At 58.0% G+C, this 16,458-nt stretch carries 18 protein-coding genes; 13 read left to right on the plus strand and 5 right to left on the minus strand.

The genetic code is table 11. The features are described from left to right. Positions 1–105 precede the first annotated feature (105 nt). The 3 genes from AC0T7J_RS10160 to AC0T7J_RS10170 all read left to right on the plus strand — a co-directional run bounded on the left by AC0T7J_RS10160 (position 106) and on the right by AC0T7J_RS10170 (position 1,287). Positions 106–285, plus strand: a complete 180-nt coding sequence (locus tag AC0T7J_RS10160; RefSeq protein WP_473793986.1) for a hypothetical protein — start codon at positions 106–108, stop codon at positions 283–285. A 184-nt stretch (positions 286–469) separates the two neighbouring features. Further along, on the plus strand, positions 470–853 hold the full coding sequence (locus AC0T7J_RS10165) for a hypothetical protein (RefSeq protein ID WP_473793856.1): 384 nt from the start codon (positions 470–472) through the stop codon (positions 851–853). A 20-nt stretch (positions 854–873) separates the two neighbouring features. Then, positions 874–1,287, plus strand: a complete 414-nt coding sequence (locus tag AC0T7J_RS10170) for a GNAT family N-acetyltransferase (protein WP_473793857.1) — start codon at positions 874–876, stop codon at positions 1,285–1,287. Here the strand turns inward: AC0T7J_RS10170 and AC0T7J_RS10175 are convergent, their stop codons facing one another. Together AC0T7J_RS10175 and ldcA are read right to left on the minus strand one after the other, a co-directional pair. After that, positions 1,288–1,950 carry an MBL fold metallo-hydrolase gene (locus AC0T7J_RS10175; protein WP_010246210.1) on the minus strand — a complete coding sequence of 221 codons (663 nt, stop codon included), beginning with the start codon at positions 1,948–1,950 and terminating at the stop codon, positions 1,288–1,290. Between the two features lie 22 nt (positions 1,951–1,972). Continuing rightward, entirely contained in the window at positions 1,973–2,896 is a 924-nt protein-coding gene (gene ldcA / locus AC0T7J_RS10180) for a muramoyltetrapeptide carboxypeptidase (RefSeq protein WP_473793988.1), read from the minus strand. A 164-nt stretch (positions 2,897–3,060) separates the two neighbouring features. Between ldcA and emtA the strand changes: the two genes are divergently transcribed. Beyond that, the gene (gene emtA, locus AC0T7J_RS10185; RefSeq protein ID WP_010246204.1) at positions 3,061–3,690 is read left to right on the plus strand and encodes a membrane-bound lytic murein transglycosylase EmtA; all 630 of its coding nucleotides are present in this window, start codon (positions 3,061–3,063) and stop codon (positions 3,688–3,690) included. A gap of 10 nt (positions 3,691–3,700) precedes the next feature. Here the strand turns inward: emtA and AC0T7J_RS10190 are convergent, their stop codons facing one another. After that, on the minus strand, positions 3,701–4,657 hold the full coding sequence (locus AC0T7J_RS10190; RefSeq protein WP_031594568.1) for a sugar-binding transcriptional regulator: 957 nt from the start codon (positions 4,655–4,657) through the stop codon (positions 3,701–3,703). A 183-nt stretch (positions 4,658–4,840) separates the two neighbouring features. Between AC0T7J_RS10190 and AC0T7J_RS10195 the strand changes: the two genes are divergently transcribed. The 8 genes from AC0T7J_RS10195 (at position 4,841) to AC0T7J_RS10230 (ending at position 13,893) form a co-directional block, all read left to right on the plus strand. Continuing rightward, positions 4,841–5,782 (plus strand): substrate-binding domain-containing protein, encoded by a 942-nt coding sequence (locus tag AC0T7J_RS10195; protein ID WP_473793859.1) that lies wholly within the window; start codon positions 4,841–4,843, stop codon positions 5,780–5,782. Positions 5,783–5,784: 2 nt separating this feature from the next. After that, the gene (locus tag AC0T7J_RS10200) at positions 5,785–6,384 is read left to right on the plus strand and encodes a DUF2291 family protein (protein ID WP_473793861.1); all 600 of its coding nucleotides are present in this window, start codon (positions 5,785–5,787) and stop codon (positions 6,382–6,384) included. Beyond that, on the plus strand, positions 6,384–7,898 hold the full coding sequence (locus AC0T7J_RS10205; RefSeq protein WP_473793863.1) for a sugar ABC transporter ATP-binding protein: 1,515 nt from the start codon (positions 6,384–6,386) through the stop codon (positions 7,896–7,898). Before AC0T7J_RS10200 ends, AC0T7J_RS10205 begins: the two co-directional genes overlap by 1 nt. A 2-nt stretch (positions 7,899–7,900) precedes the next feature. Continuing rightward, complete coding sequence (locus AC0T7J_RS10210) at positions 7,901–9,007, plus strand: ABC transporter permease (RefSeq protein WP_473793865.1); 1,107 nt, start codon at positions 7,901–7,903, stop codon at positions 9,005–9,007. Between the two features lie 189 nt (positions 9,008–9,196). Beyond that, a complete protein-coding gene (locus tag AC0T7J_RS10215) occupies positions 9,197–10,027 on the plus strand; it encodes a transketolase (protein ID WP_473793867.1) in 831 nt (276 codons plus the stop codon). Then, the gene (locus AC0T7J_RS10220) at positions 10,020–10,964 is read left to right on the plus strand and encodes a transketolase family protein (RefSeq protein WP_473793869.1); all 945 of its coding nucleotides are present in this window, start codon (positions 10,020–10,022) and stop codon (positions 10,962–10,964) included. Before AC0T7J_RS10215 ends, AC0T7J_RS10220 begins: the two co-directional genes overlap by 8 nt. A 2-nt stretch (positions 10,965–10,966) precedes the next feature. Further along, a complete protein-coding gene (locus AC0T7J_RS10225; RefSeq protein ID WP_473793871.1) occupies positions 10,967–12,454 on the plus strand; it encodes an FGGY family carbohydrate kinase in 1,488 nt (495 codons plus the stop codon). A 20-nt stretch (positions 12,455–12,474) separates the two neighbouring features. Then, positions 12,475–13,893, plus strand: coding sequence for an L-fucose/L-arabinose isomerase family protein (locus AC0T7J_RS10230; protein ID WP_039391657.1), 1,419 nt, complete (start codon positions 12,475–12,477; stop codon positions 13,891–13,893). 112 nt (positions 13,894–14,005) lie between these two features. Here AC0T7J_RS10230 and AC0T7J_RS10235 read toward each other — a convergent pair whose 3' ends face one another. Together AC0T7J_RS10235 and AC0T7J_RS10240 are read right to left on the minus strand one after the other, a co-directional pair. Next, entirely contained in the window at positions 14,006–15,136 is a 1,131-nt protein-coding gene (locus tag AC0T7J_RS10235) for a mechanosensitive ion channel family protein (RefSeq protein WP_473793873.1), read from the minus strand. A 96-nt stretch (positions 15,137–15,232) separates the two neighbouring features. Continuing rightward, positions 15,233–15,967, minus strand: a complete 735-nt coding sequence (locus tag AC0T7J_RS10240) for a flagellar brake protein (protein ID WP_473793875.1) — start codon at positions 15,965–15,967, stop codon at positions 15,233–15,235. 210 nt (positions 15,968–16,177) lie between these two features. On the opposite strand from AC0T7J_RS10240, the gene AC0T7J_RS10245 reads away from it, so the two are divergent. Further along, entirely contained in the window at positions 16,178–16,426 is a 249-nt protein-coding gene (locus tag AC0T7J_RS10245; RefSeq protein ID WP_010246168.1) for a GlsB/YeaQ/YmgE family stress response membrane protein, read from the plus strand. The last annotated feature ends 32 nt before the right edge of the window (positions 16,427–16,458 follow it).

The following is a 16,458-nucleotide window of genomic DNA, read 5'->3' on the forward strand; positions in this document are numbered from 1 at the left end:
TGTTTAATCGTTAAGCAACAGGAATGTAAAAGGGTGACTTTGCTTATCAATAAACGTTATTCTTGGCTCCTTTGCGCACCACTTAGGCAAATTCAGGGATAAATGATGAACGAAGAAGAAGCAAGTCTAATGATTATTCGCCATGCGATTGACCAGTCAGAAGCCGATAAGAAGCAACAGGTGATCGCTTGTGCAGCGGATATTCGTGCAGTAATGCAGGCTTATGATAGCGAAAATGCCGGGCTGGCACTGATGTTAGTGGCCGCCGAGGTGGCAGCCGAATAATCATATCCGGTCAGTGTGGCAGCCTGTTACGCTGGCCGGATTACTTTATTTTTTCTCAACTTTCAGATTTCTTCGCACGCCGATTCTATCTTTCATTGGTCTTGCTGCAGCTTACCCCACGCCTCTTCTCTGTCCTGCGATGTGTTAAGCTTAAAATTCTTAATAAAATCAGCGGAGACACAGCATGAAGGCAGTGTTAATTGCCCTGGGCCTGCTGGCCTGTCACATCGCACCCGCCTGGAGCGAGACTGAATTTCAGCTTAACTGTCCCGGCCGGGCAACCATGACCGTTTCGCGAGCCGAATATGGGTTAACGACGTTAATGTGGCCGTCGGGACATTTCCAGATTGCCGCTGGTCAGCAGCGTACCCGCCTGGAGGCGGGCGATAAGGTGGCGATTACCCGCTTTCGCAATGGCGATCAGCTGATTGTGAACCAGCGCAGCCAGGCGACCTTTTTTGTCTACCGTGACAGCGATACACTGCTGCCCTGCAGCCGCAGCGAAAAACGCGATGTTGATGCGTTGAGCCTGGAGCGCTACGACGATCGTCAGCATTCCGACACTTAACCCCTGCACCTGGAGCCACTATGCAACCCGAGATTACCGACAAGGTCACGACGCAGGATCTGGATGAAGTCAGGCTGGGTCTGACTGCGTTCAACAGCAAATATATTAATGTTGATGAGATCAGGTCAATCGGCGTGTTTATTCGTGATGAACAGGGCAGAAAGCTGGCCGGACTGACCGGGTCAACGGCCGGAAACTGGCTGCGGATCGATATGTTGTGGGTCAGTGAGGCGCTGCGCGGGCAGGGGGCGGGCAGCAAGCTGATTCAGGCGGCAGAGCAGGAGGCGCGGGATCGCGGCTGTCGCTTTGCGCAGGTGGATACCGCCAGTTTTCAGGCGCGACCGTTTTATGAAAAGCTCGGCTATACGCTGCGCTTCAGCCTGGATAACTATCCGCGGCATCATCAGCGTCATTATCTGACGAAAACCCTGTAATCAGAACAGCGGTTGCTGACGTAAATCCAGCGGATGCTGTTCTGCTTCATCAATCGCGGCCAGCCAGCTCTGCAGCGTAACCTTTTTCCACGAGAGATGCCCGCGCGTGGTACTCATCAGCACCACATCGGGACGCAGCGAGCGGTAGAACTCCAGCGTCTGACTCAGCTCAGCCGGATTACTGTCCGGCACCAGTACCGTGATCCAGCGATCATGCGAACGCGTCACGGTATCGCCAACAAACAGATAGGTCAGCCCCAGCGGCGAAGTGTAGAGATAGCTGCAACTGCCCGGTGTATGTCCTGGCGTAGGCAGCAGATGGAAATCCCCGAAGTGCGTCTCCTGCTGAGAAAAGGTGTCATCAGGCTCAGCAAAACGGCTGATGGGCCCCAGCGATCGGCTATGGCAGTAAAGTGCGCTGCTGAAGCGTTGCTGGATCAGTGCCGCACCAGGCGCGGATTCATGCCAGTGGGTAAGATAGTGGCGGATCACGCCGCCGGTATCGGCCATGACTTCATGATCGAGCGGATTTTCTACGCGGCCAATCAACAGATTGCCGCGCGGGTGACGCAGCATAAAGCCATGCATCATCAGGTCATTAACGGCATCTTCCACCGGAAATTCCGGGGTTGAGATCCACAAATCGTCATACAACGGCTTCAATGTCGATCTCCTGAAACAAACGCTATTCCCGCAGGACGGGATGCCCGGTCGCCTGCAAACGGGCGTGGCCCTGGCTGACCGCTAATCGTGCGCTGGCGCCTAAAGGCAGTGTTACGGTGTCAGCGGCATGACCAAAATCTAATCCACAAATCAGCGGCAGACCGGTGGTGTCACGCAGTCGCTGCCAGACGGTGCTGAAGTCAAACCCGTTGTCATATTCTGTCAGGGCTGTGCTGGTGAAGCTACCGGTGACGATCGCCCGCTGTCGCGCCAGAATGCCGCTCTGCTGCAGCTGAATCAGCATGCGTTCAATGCGGAACGGATGCTCATTCACATCCTCAATCACCAGAATGCCGTTCTCAAACTGCGGCATCCACGGCGTGCCAATCAGTGAGCAGATCATCGCCAGATTCCCGCCCCACAGCGTACCCTGCCATTCGCCCTCATCAGGCGTTTCGCTTTGCCATGTCACCTCTACTGTAGGTGAAGTCAGTGCCTGCCAGAAGTGGTGAAGGGTAAATTCAGATAAGGTCGCGGCGCCGAAGTTACCGGCCAGCATCGGTGCGCTGAAGGTAATCAGGCCGACCTGCGCCAGCAGCGCCAGCTGAATCGCAGTGAAGTCGCTGTGGCCGCACAGCGCCAGCGGCTGATTCAGCAGACGGCGTTGCAGGCCGATGTAGTCGATGGACTCCAGTAACCGGCTGGCGCCATAACCGCCACGCACCGCCAGCACCACATCGGGCAGTGTGCTGAGGCTGGCAAGCTGGTTGATATCCGCCAGGCGCTCCGCGTCCGTTCCGGCGAAGCGCTGAAAACGGCGGGTGATCACCTGCTCGTTCTCTACCTGATGGCCCGCCGCACGCAGTCGTGCCATGCCCTGCAGCGCCGCAGGCTGATTGTGACAGTAACCGGAGGGGGAGATAAGACGAACTGAACGTGAAATCATCATACTTTCCTGCTGTTAGCGCCTGACTCACGGCGATGATGGCGAAAAGCGCCGCTGAAGTCACGGTACGCGCCGCATTTTCATGCATTTAGGATAAACGGTAATTTTGCTCTCAGGCTGCCTGGGTATGATAGCATTCGCCACAACAGCTACGAGACGAAAAATTGCTGAAAATCCGACACCTTATACTCTCAGCGTTACTCCTGACCGGCTGTGCCAGCGAGCCACCGCACCATGCCGTTAAGCAGCGCAACACGCCGTTAACTCAGGCACCGCCGTCCAGCGTCAATGGCACCTGGGCGATGTTTACCGAAGATGCCGCCAGTCATTATGGCGTTGATGAGAAGTTGATCAGCGCCATTATCAGTGTCGAGTCGGGTGGAAATCCGGGCGTGGTGAGCCGTTCAAATGCGGTGGGGCTGATGCAGATTAAAGCTTCGACCGCCGGGCGCGAAGTCTATCGCACGCTGGGCCGTCGTGGTCAGCCATCGAATGCCGAGTTGCGCGATCCGGCCAAAAATATTGATATCGGCACCGCCTATATCCGCATTCTGCAGAACTCCGCGCTGTCGGGCATCCGCGATCCGCTGACGCTGCGCTACGCCACCATCGTCTCTTATGCCAACGGCGCAGGGGCGTTACTGCGGACCTTCTCCAGCGATCGCGATCGGGCCATTGCGATGATTAATGCCATGTCACCGGATGAGTTCTATCAGCATGTGCAGAACAAGCATCCGGCGGCGCAGGCCCCGCGCTATCTCTGGAAGGTTACAACGGCCTACCGCACTATCTGACCGATTATGATTAATCCTGCGGCGTGAGCAGCAGCCGCGCCGTGGGATAGTCGATGATCAGCACCTTGATATAGCCGCCCAGCAGCGCACCGCGAATCGCCTGCGCTTTCTCTCTTCCGCCTGCCAGCCCGACCACCTGTGGACACTGTTTTACCTGTGCCAGCTCCATACCAATCACCGGATCTTCTTCTGCTTTCAGTACCGGCTGTCCGCAGGCGTCGAAATAGTGCAGACAGATATCGCCTACCGCGCCGCGCGCTGCCAGCGTTTGCAGCATTCTGCCATCGTAGTAATTGCCCGAATTACGTAACAGCGCCGACGGCTCCAGATCGCCAATGCCGACAATCGCCAGATCGACCTGCTCAAATTTACTCAGCACCTCGGCGACCTCCGCGTTAGCAGAGAGCCGCTGGCGATCGCTGACCGAATGCTCAATCGACTGCGACGGCAGCAGCCAGGCGGGGCAGTTCAGCAGCGCCGCCAGATTTTGCGTCAGAATCGTGGCCTGCACATTGCCGTTTGCCCCGACGCCGCCCAGCAGCTGGATCACCCCTTTGCAGGCACTGTTGAGCGGATGCAGCGCATCCACCATCGCCCGGATTGTGCCGCTCCACGACGAAATACCAATCAGCTCATCGTTTCGCAGTCGGGTCTCCAGATAGTGAGCGGCCGCCGATCCAATCGCCTGCTTAATCTGCAGCGGCGATGCCTGATCCGGCACATCCACCACAATCGCCTGCGGCAGGTTATAGGTCTGCTCAATGGCCTTTTCTAGCTCAGGGTAGACGTTGGCTGGTGGCACCACGCTGATCTTGACCACACCTTCTTTCACGCTGCGATTAAGAATGCGTGAGACAAACGACTGCGATAAGGTCAGCGACTGCGCAATCTCTGACTGCTTCAACCCTTCGACATAGTAAAGAGTGGCAATCTTCACCATCAGTCGCTGTTCATCCTGTTTTGCCATCGGTTTTTCCCTCTCTGATTCTGCCCGGTATTGTTAACCAGGATGATCAAAATCACAACGCAGGCTAATTTGTGATCGTTTTCGCTTTTTAACGATCGCGCATTGGACGGCACGTCAGCGCGGGCGCATAGTCATTATGCATATAAAATCGCGTGTGAATATATATTCAAGCGGAGAAAAATAATGACTCGTCCTCTGATTAAACTGAGCCTGCTGGCTTCAATGATCGCTTTTTCTGCAACGGTGCTGGCGGCTGAGCAAGGCCTGCTGGCAATTATCACCCCATCGCATGACAACCCGTTCTTTAAAGCCGAGGCGGAAGGGGCCTTAGCGAAAGCCAAAGAGCTGGGTTACGCCACGCTGGTGGCGTCGCACGATGATGACGTAAACAAGCAAAACCAGCTGATTGAGACCGCGATTGCGCGCAAAGCGAAAGCGATCATTCTGGATAACGCCGGGGCCGATGCCACCGTCGGGCCGGTGCAGAAAGCCAAAGATGCCGGGATCCCGACCTTCCTGATTGACCGGGAGATCAACAAAACCGGCATCGCGGTGGCGCAGATCGTCTCTAACAACTATCAGGGGGCGCAGCTGGGCGCGGAGAAATTTGCGAAATTGCTGGGCGGCAAAGGGGACTATGTTGAACTGCTGGGCAAAGAGTCTGACACCAACGCGGGCGTGCGGTCGCAGGGCTATCACGATGTGCTGGATGACTACAGCGACATGAAAATGGTGGCTCAGCAGAGCGCCAACTGGAGCCAGACCGAAGCCTTCAGCCGCATGGAAACCCTGCTGCAGAAACACCCCAACATCGTGGGCGTCATCTCCGGTAACGACACCATGGCGCTGGGCGCTGAAGCCGCGCTGAAAGCCGCCGGGAAAACTGCGGTGATCGTGGTGGGCTTTGATGGCAGCGACTACACCCGCGATTCGATCCTCAACAAAGGCAATATTAAAGCGACAGTGCTGCAGCCGGGCTGGGATCAGGCGCAGATGGCGGTCACGCAGGCGGATTACTACCTGAAGAACGGCAAAGCGCAGAAACAGGAGAAGCAGCTGATGGACTGCGTGCTGATTGACGACAGCAACGCCGCTAAGCTGAAAAACTTCAACCTGGCGAAATAACCATGAAACGGATGCTGGCGGTATTGACCGGTATGGCGCTACTCAGCGCCTGCACCGTGGTGGATCTGGATGCGGACGGTAAGCCGATCCTGCCGAAGGATCCACACGCGAAACCCAGCTATACCACCCAGACACCGCAGCAGATTGCGGAAGAGGCCTGGCAGCCGCGCGTGATGACCATCGCGAACAGCCATGCGCTGAGCTGGGCCGACATGGAGGCGAAAAGTCAGATGGTCAAACCCGGCGGGCGCGAAAGCGTCTTCGTGCGAGCCGGGGGGACAGCCAGCGCCTTTGATGAGAGTAACCCGCGTGAACGCACGCTGACGCTGATGATTAATGGCAAGCCGGTGACGGTCAGTGTCGGACCGGTGCTGCGCAGTAACGCTATCCGGGATGCCGCCGGTTTCCGTTTCGAAGAGTTTACTAATCAGGTGCAGTACGCCCAGTTAACCCGGGCGCTGAACCGTCACGCGGTGAAGCAACTGCCACCGCTGGATGCCCGCTGGGTCAACCAGCCGGTGCAGGCGCTGCTGGCCGTAACCATCGGGCAGAACAGCGTTGATGATGTGGTGGCGGTTGAACTGACGCGGGGGGCGCCCTGATGGACGATGAGATCATTCTGCGGGCCGAACAGATATCGATGCTGTTTCCCGGCACGCTGGCGCTGGATCGCGTCGACTATCGGGTCTGGCGCGGCAAAGTTAACGTCATCATCGGTGAGAATGGGGCGGGAAAATCGACCCTGATGAAAATTCTGGCCGGGGTACAGCAGCCCACGGCCGGTTCGCTGTTACTGAATGGCGAGCCGCTGACGCTGAGCAGCACCCGCGACGCCGCCCGACACGGCATCGGCATGGTGCACCAGGAGCTGAATCTGTTTGAGAACCTGACGGTGGCTGAAAACCTGTTTCTGGGCCGGGAGATCCAGCGCGGCCTGGCCCCGATCAACGAGGCGGAGCAGGCACGCCGCACCGCCGCGCTGATGGCGCGCCTCGACCAGCCGATTTCCCCCCATGAGCGGGTCGGTAATCTCAAAGTGGGTCAGCAGCAGCTGGTCGAGATTGCCAAAGCGCTGGCGGAAGATGCGGACATCCTGATCCTCGACGAGCCGACCTCGGCGCTGAGCAAAACCGAAGTGGAGATCCTGTTCCGGGTGATCCGCGATCTGACGCAGCAGGGCGTTACCGTGATTTACATCTCCCACCGGCTGGAGGAGCTGATGGCGATTGGCGACGTGATCACCATTCTGCGCGACGGGCGCTTTCAGGCAGAAGCGTCAGTCAGCAGCATCGATGTGCCGTGGATCGTGCGTGAGATGCTGGGCAGTGAACCGGTTACCACCTTCCTGCCGGAAGCGCGTGAGTTTGGCGCGCCGGTGCTAGAGGCGCAGCACATTACCTGCGTCAGCCCCAACGGCAATACCCTGGTGGATGACGTCAGTTTCCAGGTGCGGGCCGGGGAAATTGTCGGGATTTACGGGCTGATGGGCGCAGGCCGCACTGAGCTGTTTGAGTGTCTGCTTGGCAGTCAGCGCCACTATCTGGGCAAGCTGTGGCTCGACAGCAAACCGCTGCCGACCCGTCTGCCCACCGCCGATCGTATCCGCATGGGCATGAGTCTGGTGCCGGAAGATCGCAAACGCGCCGGGATTTTTCCGGTCTCATCGGTTGCCAGTAATCTCACCATCGCCAGCCTGTGGCGGCGTCTGTCGCACCGCTTTGCCATTGCCCATCAGGCAGAGCAGCAGGCGGTAAGCCAGACGGTGGGCAACCTGGCGATCAAAATCTCCTCGCCGGACGTGGCCATTAGCGCACTGAGTGGTGGCAACCAGCAGAAAGTGGTGATTGGCCGCGCGCTGCTGACCAATCCGCGTCTGCTGCTGCTGGATGAGCCGAGTCGCGGCATTGATGTCGGCGCAAAAGCAGAGGTGTTTCGCATGATGGTGGCGTTGTCGCAGCAGGGCATTGCAGTACTGTTCTCCACCTCGGACCTGAAAGAGATTATGGCGGTAGCCGATCGCATCCTGGTGATGTCGGGCGGCAAACTTACGGCTGATCTTCCCCGCGACCAGGCGGAAGAGGCAGCGCTGGTAAAAGCAAGTGCGCAGGGGTTCTGAGCATGAAAAGCAATGACAGCGTCGCGCTGACCACAGTTCCGGCTAAGGCGTTCAGTTCACGTGAAAGCATTCTGCTGCTGCTTCTGAAGCTGCGCACGTTTATTGCGCTGATTCTGATCGTCGGCTTCTTCGCCATCACCGTGCCGGACTTTCTCGCCACCGGCAGTCTGGTGATCATGGTAAAACATATCGCCATCAACGCCTTTCTGGCGCTGGGCATTACCTTTGTCATTATTACGGCGGGAATTGACCTGTCGATTGGGGCGACGCTGGGACTGTGCGGCATGATCGCCGGCTGGCTGATTACTAAAGGCATTGTGCTGCCAATGTTTGGCATCGCCATCTTCCCCAGCGTCTGGGTGATTGTGCCGGTGGTGTTGCTGATCGGTGCGCTGATTGGCGCGGGCAACGGCTGGATCATTACCCGCTACAACGTGGCACCCTTTATCTGCACCCTCGGTACCATGTACATCCTGCGCGGCGCAGCGATGCTCACCTCCGGCGGCGAGACCTTTCCGGGTCTGCAGGGGAATCCGCTGCTGGGCAACACCGGTTTCGATCGGATTGGTGCCGGAACCTTTTTCGGGCTGCCCTACGCCATCTGGATGATGGTGGTGCTGGCGCTGGTAATCGCCTATATCGCCCGTCGCCTGCCGTTTGGCCGTCAGGTCTATGCCATCGGGGATAATGAACGTGCCGCTGAACTGTCGGGCGTGAAAACCCGGCAGGTAAAAATTCTGGTCTACACCCTGTCGGGATTCTGCGCGGCGATTGCTGGCATCGTGGTCTCATCGCAACTGGTCGCCAGCCATCCGGCTAACGGCACTGCGTTTGAAATGAATGCCATTGCCGCCGTAGTGCTGGGTGGCACGTCACTGGCGGGCGGACGCGGCACCATCCTCGGCACGCTGATTGGTGCGTTCGTCATCGGCTTTCTGGCAGATGGCCTGATCATGATGGGTGTCAGTGAATTCTGGCAGATGGTGATCAAAGGCATCGTGATTATCATCGCGGTGATCATCGACCAGACCCAGAGCCGGATGCAGCAGAAGGCGGCCGTGGTAGCACAGAAAGCGTTAATCGAGGAGGGAACACCGGCAAAACCCTGACGGAGAAGTACGTTGAACCGGACAGGCGGGGCCGCTGAGTGATTCCTGGCAGGGGAGAGCCTGCCCGGTTTAGCGGGCAGAGTGGCGAACAAAGGGCGGTTCAGTTTATTAGCCCCTTTTTTCAGGCACAAAATTTTTTAACCGACGTGAATATATATTCATAACAGATTTAAAATTCAGAGGTAGTGTATGAATCCTTTCAATCTTCCGGTCAATGACCTTGAGCGCCGGGCGCGGGCAATCCGCCGCCGCATCATCCAGCTTAACGCGGGCAGCCCGGCAGGCGGTCATACCGGCGCTGACCTGTCACAGGTAGAGATCCTCACCGCGCTCTACTTCCGCATTCTGAACTGCGCCCCGGATCGCACAGACGACGATCAGCGTGACATCTATATCCAGTCCAAAGGGCATGCGGTGGGGGGCTATTACTGCGTACTGGCGGAAGCGGGCTATTTTCCGACCGACTGGCTGGCAACCTATCAGCATGCCGACTCGCATCTGCCCGGTCATCCGGTACGGCAGAAAACGCCGGGCGTTGAGCTGAACACCGGCGCGCTGGGTCACGGCCTGCCGGTGGCGGTGGGCATCGCTATCGCCGCGAAAAAAGATAACAGCCCGCGCCGCATCTTTGTGGTGACCGGCGATGGTGAACTGGCTGAAGGCAGCAACTGGGAGGCGGCGCTGGTGGCGGCGCATTACGGCCTCGACAACCTGATCATCATCAATGACAAAAACAAGCTGCAACTGGCGGGCACGACGCGCGACATCATGAACACCGATCCGCTGCCGGAAAAATGGCGCGCCTTCGGGCTGGAGGTAACCGAATGCAACGGCAATGAGATGGCGGCGGTGGTCGACACCATTGAAAACCTGCCGAAGAACGGCAAACCGCAGGTGATTGTGGCGCATACCGAGAAGGGATTTGGCGTCTCCTTTATTCAGAGCAAGGCGGAATGGCATCACCGGGTGCCGAAAGGCGAAGAGATCGCACTGGCACTGGAGGAACTGAAAGATGAGTAATGCACAACATTTAGCAAGCGTCATGGTCACGGCCTTTATCGACGCGGTGAATCGCGGTGTGGATCTGGTGCCGGTGGTAGCCGACTCCACGTCGACGGCTAAAATCGCCCCCTTTATCAAGGCCTTTCCCGACCGGCTGATTAATGTCGGCATTGCTGAGCAGACGCTGGTGGGCACGGCGGCCGGTCTGGCGCTGGGCGGCAAAGTCGCAGTGACCTGTAACGCCGCGCCGTTTCTGGTGTCACGCGCCAATGAGCAGGTAAAAGTCGACGTCTGCTACAACAACACCAACGTCAAACTGTTCGGGCTGAATGCCGGGACCAGCTATGGCCCGTTAGCCAGCACCCATCACAGCATTGATGACATCGCGGTGATGCGCGGTTTCGGCAACATCGAGATCTATGCGCCTTCCTGCCCGCTGGAGTGCCGTCAGATCATCGATTACGCCCTTGAGCATGTCGGGCCGGTCTATATCCGTCTGGATGGCAAAGATCTGCCGCAGCTGCACGAGGAAAGCTACCAGTTCAGGCCGGGCGCGATCGACCTGCTGCGTGAAGGCAGCGACATCGCACTGGTGGCGATGGGCTCAACGGTTCACGAGGTGGTTCACGCTGCTGAGCAACTGGCTGAGCAGGGCATTTCAGCCGGTGTGATCGCGGTTCCATCGATTCGACCTTGTGATACCCAACAGCTGCGCAACCTGTTAAATCACTACCCAGCGGTGATTACCGTAGAGGAGCATAACGTTAATGGCGGTGTCGGCAGCCTGGTGGCCGAAGTGCTGGCGGAAGGCGGCTGCGGCATCCCGCTGTTGCGGCTCGGCATTGCAGATGGGGAATATGCGATTGCCGGCGATCGCGCCTCTACCCGCGCCCATCATGGCATTGATGCCAGTAGCGTGGTGAACCGTGCAGCGCGCATCTGCGCAGGAGCATAAACATGGTGGGACCCCTGATTCTGGCAATCGATGAAGGCACTACCAATGCCAAGGCGATTGCGATTGATCGCGATGGCCGCGTGGTGGCACGCGGCAGCCAGAGCTTAACCCTGCAGCACCCGCAACCGGGACTGGCTGAGCAGGACCCTGTGGCGATCTGGCAGGCGGTAAAAGAGGCCATTACCCACTGCCTGGCAGCCTGTGGTGGCGCGCCTGTCGCGGCAGTTGCGATCAGTAATCAGCGCGAGTCGGTGCTGATCTGGCAGCGGCGTGACGGCAAGCCGCTGACGCCGCTGGTGAGCTGGCAGGATCGACGTTCCGAGTCACTCTGTCGCGACCTGCGTCAGGCGGGCAAAGCACCTCGCATCACCGGTTTGACCGGTCTGGCCGTTGACCCGATGTTTCCGGCCGCCAAGCTGACCGGGATGCTGGCCGCCATTCCCGACGGCGCGGCGCGGGCGGCGGCGGGTGAGCTCTGTATCGGCACGGTCGACAGCTGGCTCAGCTGGCAGCTCAGCGCCGGCGAGGTATTTATTACCGATCATGCTAACGCCTCTCGTACTCAACTCTACAGCCTGCATCTTAATGACTGGGACGACGAGCTGCTGACGCTGTTTCAGCTGCCGCGCGCCGCGCTGCCGCGCATCACCGCCTCCGCCAGTGAACAGGGCGTGGTCGCGGTGAGTGATATTCCCGGCTTAGCGCCAGGCACACCAATTCTGGCGCGCATCGGTGACTCTCATGCTGCGCTACAGGCGCAGCGGCGCGGCGAGTCTGAAGTGGTGAAAGCCACCTACGGCACCGGATCTTCACTGATGATGTCCATGGCAACGCCGTTGCTGACGGAAAATGGGCTCAGCACCACCGTGGCCTGGCACGACGGCACGCTGCGTTATGCCTTTGAAGGCAACATCACCCACACCGGTTCTGGTGCCGCCTGGCTGGGCAGAATGCTCGGCGTGCAGGAGCCGCGCGAACTCACCGCGATGGCGCAGCGCTGCGACGATAATCAGGGCATCTATTTTGTCCCGGCGCTCTCTGGCCTGGGTGCGCCCTGGTGGGATCTGCAGGCGCGCGGCATGGTGTGTGGACTGACGGATGCCGCCACACCCGCCGTGCTGGCGCGGGTGGCGCTGGAGTCAATCGTCTGGCAAATCGCCGACGTCTTTTTTGCCATGGAACAGGCCAGCGGCCAGCAGCTTCCGGCGCTCTGTGTGGATGGCAGCGCCACCGAAAATAGCTGGCTGATGCAGTTACAGGCGGATGTGTTACAGCGGCCGTTGCAGCGGGTGCCTACCGCCGAGGTCTCCGCGCTGGGCGCGGCACTGCTGGCAGGCAAAGTGCTGGGATGGTGGCAGCAGGGCAGTGATATGCAGGCGCTGCAGGGCGGCAGCGTCATCATGCCGCGTGAAGAGAACGCGCAGCGTATGCAGGAAAACTATAAAGGCTGGATTGACGCCGTTGCACGCTGTCGTTATCAGCCACATTAATCCTTATCCGGAGCATAGCCATGTCAACACTTCCTCAGCAGTTAACCTTCGGCGTCATTATTGGCAACCGGGGTTTTTTTCCCAGCTATCTGGTGGGCGAGGCGCGCCAGCAGGCGGTCGCGCTGTTTGAAAAGATGAATATTAATACGGTGATGCTGGATGAGACCCAGACCAATCTGGGCGGCGTCGAGACGCGTCAGGAGGCCAAAACCTGCGCCGCGCTGTTTCGCCAGCATCGCGAAGCGATTCACGGCATTGTGGTGCTGCTGCCTAACTTTGGTGATGAAAAAGCTATCGCGGAAGCGCTGCGTCTCGCCGGGCTGAACGTGCCGGTGCTGGTGCAGGCCGAAGAGGACAATCTGGATAAAATGGGACTGGCGACGCGCCGCGACAGCTTCTGCGGCAAAATTTCGCTCTGCAACAACCTGCGGCAATATGGCATCCCGTTTACGCTGACCCGCCAGCACGTCTGCGCCCTGAGCGGCGAGGTGTTTATGCAGGATCTGCAGCGGTTCAGCCAGCTCTGTCGGGTGGTGAATGCTATGCGGCGGGTACGCGTCGGGGCGATTGGTGCCCGGCCCGCTGGATTCAACACCGTGCGCTACAGCGAAAAGCTGCTGGAGAAGATGGGTATCGCGGTGGAGACCCTGGATTTATCGGAGATCTTTACCCGCACCAACCGGCTGCGCGATGACGATATCCGTGTGGCAGAGAAGCGTGAAATCCTGGAGGCCAACGCCGATGCGCGGGGGATTCCGGGTGACAAACTGGTGACCATGGCCAAACTGTTTGTGGTGATCAGCGAGTGGATCAGCGACAACGATATCGATACCACCGCCATTCAGTGCTGGACATCGTTGCAGGAGAACCTGGGCATTAACGTCTGCTCAATCATGAGCGTGATGTCGGGCCAGCTGATGCCCAGCGCCTGCGAAGTGGATGTAATGGGGGCGCTGTCGATGTACGCGCTCGCCAGCTGTTCGCTGAACCCCGCCTCGCTGGCAGACTGGAACAACAACTTTGGCGACGAGCGGGACAAATGTGTGCTGTTTCACTGCGGTAATTTCGCCAGCGCCAGCCTGGAGTCACCGACCATGGGCACGGCGGATATCATCGGCACCACCGTAGGCAAAGAGAACACCTGTGGCGCAGTGCATGGCCGGATGAAGCAGGGCGATCTGACCTATTTCCGCCTCTCTACCGACGACTTCAGCGGCGAAATCAAAGCCTATGTGGGAGAGGGAATGTCGGTCACCGATCCGCTGGACACGGTAGGTTGCCGTGCGGTGATCCAGGTGCCGCAGCTGGAGACACTGCTGGCGTGGATCTGCCGTAACGGCTTTGAGCATCATGTGGCGATGAATCACTCTGCCACGGCTGGTGTGCTGCAGGAAGCATTCAGTGAGTATCTCGGCGTGAGCTGCTACCGGCATCAGTAAGCGGTAAGGCGGAACGGCTGAATGCAAGGGGATGAAGCAGCCGGTGCAGTCACGATTCCGCCCGCACCGGCTTGTATGCCCGCCACGCCTGAAAAAGAAGGCGGGCACTGATTTAGCGCGCCATTCTGCGCACCTCGTCATCGTCATTCTGCACCGCAACCAGATCCACCGGCGGCAGATTGCCGCCGCTGAACTCAACCTGACGAATCGGGAAGGCGAAGCGGATATTCCGCTCTTCCAGTGCGGCCATCAGCTGCAGGTTAATCTCCTGCTGAATATCCATGTACTTGTTGTAATCCGCATCCAGCACAAAATAGACCACTTCAAAGGTCAGTTTTGAATCCTCAAAGGCCAGGAAGTGGGCGCGGTCAAAACGGGTGGTCTCAACGCCCTGAATAATCTCTTTCACCAGCGGGCTGATCTCCCGGACCTGCTCTGACGGCGTGGCGTAGCTGATACCAAACTTAAAGACGATGCGGCGCTGCTGCATGCGCTTATAGTTGTGGATCGTCTGCTGCAACAGAATGGTATTGGAGCAGACAATCTGCTCGCCACTCAGGCTGCGCAGTCGGGTGGTTTTCAGGCCGATATGCTCGATGGAACCGGCGATGTCACCGAAGACAATAAAATCGCCATGCTCAAACGGTTTATCAAAGCCTATCGCCAGCGACGCAAACACATCGCTCAGTACCGTCTGAATCGCCAGCGCAATCGCGATGCCCCCGACTCCCAGGCTGGCGACCAGTGCGGTAATATTAATGCCCATGTTCGACAGAATGGCCAGGAACATCATAATCCAGACCACTACCCGCAGCAGAATCCCGAGGATCACCGTAGTGACCGGGTTGCGCACGTGCAGCGGGTCACGCAGCAGGCTTTTCAGCCATAGCCGGATGCCGCAGTCGAGCCACAGTGCGAGCTGCACAATCAGCGCCAGGAACCAGCCGTGCGCGATGGTTACACTCCACGACGCGGGCAGATCGATAAACTTCAGAGCAATCAGCAGCGAAAAGATCAGCAGCAGGGTCTGGCTGGTACTGCGTAATATCTCCACCAGAATCGCGGTAGCGCGAACATGACGATGTTCGCTGTAAAGGGCAATCCGGTTGGAGATAAAGCGAATCAGGGTACGTAATACCCAGTAAATCACCAGCGTGGATACCACCACGATGGCGCTGTTTAGCCAGAGTTCCTGATTAAAAAAGAGGGAGTGAAAACGACGTGAAGAGAGCCAGTTTTCCATTGGGGAGGGTCTCCTTGCTGGGTTCCGGTTTAAAAGAAAACAAGCAAGAAGCATAGCCTGGATGCGGCCCACCTGTGTGGCGCATCCGTAAAGCGGTTACTGGAATCGGGTCGATTTATCGCGAGCCAGGCGTTCAAGGGCAAAAATAATCTGCTGAAGCTGCCGCTCCTGCGCCGGGTTCAGCGTGGCAAAACGAAAGCTCAGTCGCGGTGTGATGCGGGTTTCATTTTTGCGAGTTACCACGCTGCGCTCGCCAATGCTCAGCAGCTTTACCGGCACGTCAAAATGGCCATACTCGCCCAGCTCGATCCGGAACGGGTTGAAGCTGTCACCGTCCTGCAACCCGTCCGGCAGCGCTTCATCGACCAGCACGCCGATGCCGCCCAGCGACAGATCCTGCAGACGCAGGCGTGTCTTCCTGCCATCGGGCCACACGGTGTGACACCAGAACTGCGGCTCCAGCGGGGCGCAGACCCGGAAAAACTCACGTCGCTGGATCTGCCACAGCAGGTCTGGCAGCGGCGCGCTGAAAGCGGGTAACCCTTCAAACTCCACGATTTCCAGCGCGGCGAGGCTGAACTCCACCTTAGCGCCGTAGGTCTCCGCAGTGATACTGAGATCGTCGCTGGTCAGGGCATAATCGTTATCCAGATTATTACTGCCGAGGTCAAACAGCAGGCGATCTTCATCGGCAGCCAGCATCCGGCTGATAAACTGCCCACGCGGAAAGCGCACCAGTAATGGCGTCTGCAATCGCAGCAGATCTTTCATAACGCCAAGAACCGCCAGCGTGCCACGTTTTAGATATTGTTCCTGGTCGGCTTCTTTCACGTCCTGCTCCACAAGGGGGGTTACTTTGTTGATGCTGTTTTTTTGCCTCGTCTCGGTTATCGGCGCGGCAAAAAAAAGCTTTAGCATGCTATTCATCAATAATAACTGTGAGCAGGCAGGCATTTTTTGAAAAGCTGGTTATACTTATCGCGGTAAACCGCTTGATTAATCAGGCGTTCACGATTTAATCAAAAAAGGAAGGAGCAACAGATGGGTATTATTTCCTGGGTCGTCTTTGGCTTAATCGCGGGTATTCTGGCGAAGTGGATTATGCCGGGTAAAGATGGTGGCGGTTTCATTCTGACTATCGTTCTGGGTATTATCGGTGCAGTAGTGGGTGGCTGGATCAGTACGCTGTTTGGCTTCGGCCGCGTCGATGGGTTTAACTTCGGAAGTTTTGTGGTCGCTGTTATCGGTGCCATCGTGGTGCTGTTTATCTACCGCAAAGTACGCAGTTGACCGTAAAGGTTTAAACGAAAAAGGGGACGAAG

The organism is Pantoea sp. E956-1 (genome assembly GCF_982223955.1).

What these genes read in the sequence shown, in the direction of transcription:
- AC0T7J_RS10170 (WP_473793857.1), top strand. Translation starts at nt 874, where the DNA reads ATGCAACCCGAGATTACCGACAAGGTCACGACGCAGGATCTGGATGAA.
- AC0T7J_RS10215 (WP_473793867.1), top strand. Translation starts at nt 9,197, where the DNA reads ATGAATCCTTTCAATCTTCCGGTCAATGACCTTGAGCGCCGGGCGCGG.
- AC0T7J_RS10225 (WP_473793871.1), top strand. Translation starts at nt 10,967, where the DNA reads ATGGTGGGACCCCTGATTCTGGCAATCGATGAAGGCACTACCAATGCC.
- AC0T7J_RS10200 (WP_473793861.1), top strand. Translation starts at nt 5,785, where the DNA reads ATGAAACGGATGCTGGCGGTATTGACCGGTATGGCGCTACTCAGCGCC.
- AC0T7J_RS10165 (WP_473793856.1), top strand. Translation starts at nt 470, where the DNA reads ATGAAGGCAGTGTTAATTGCCCTGGGCCTGCTGGCCTGTCACATCGCA.
- AC0T7J_RS10205 (WP_473793863.1), top strand. Translation starts at nt 6,384, where the DNA reads ATGGACGATGAGATCATTCTGCGGGCCGAACAGATATCGATGCTGTTT.
- AC0T7J_RS10220 (WP_473793869.1), top strand. Translation starts at nt 10,020, where the DNA reads ATGAGTAATGCACAACATTTAGCAAGCGTCATGGTCACGGCCTTTATC.
- AC0T7J_RS10195 (WP_473793859.1), top strand. Translation starts at nt 4,841, where the DNA reads ATGACTCGTCCTCTGATTAAACTGAGCCTGCTGGCTTCAATGATCGCT.
- AC0T7J_RS10235 (WP_473793873.1), bottom strand. Translation starts at nt 15,136, where the DNA reads ATGGAAAACTGGCTCTCTTCACGTCGTTTTCACTCCCTCTTTTTTAAT.
- ldcA (WP_473793988.1), bottom strand. Translation starts at nt 2,896, where the DNA reads ATGATTTCACGTTCAGTTCGTCTTATCTCCCCCTCCGGTTACTGTCAC.
- AC0T7J_RS10210 (WP_473793865.1), top strand. Translation starts at nt 7,901, where the DNA reads ATGAAAAGCAATGACAGCGTCGCGCTGACCACAGTTCCGGCTAAGGCG.
- AC0T7J_RS10190 (WP_031594568.1), bottom strand. Translation starts at nt 4,657, where the DNA reads ATGGCAAAACAGGATGAACAGCGACTGATGGTGAAGATTGCCACTCTT.
- AC0T7J_RS10230 (WP_039391657.1), top strand. Translation starts at nt 12,475, where the DNA reads ATGTCAACACTTCCTCAGCAGTTAACCTTCGGCGTCATTATTGGCAAC.
- AC0T7J_RS10160 (WP_473793986.1), top strand. Translation starts at nt 106, where the DNA reads ATGAACGAAGAAGAAGCAAGTCTAATGATTATTCGCCATGCGATTGAC.
- AC0T7J_RS10245 (WP_010246168.1), top strand. Translation starts at nt 16,178, where the DNA reads ATGGGTATTATTTCCTGGGTCGTCTTTGGCTTAATCGCGGGTATTCTG.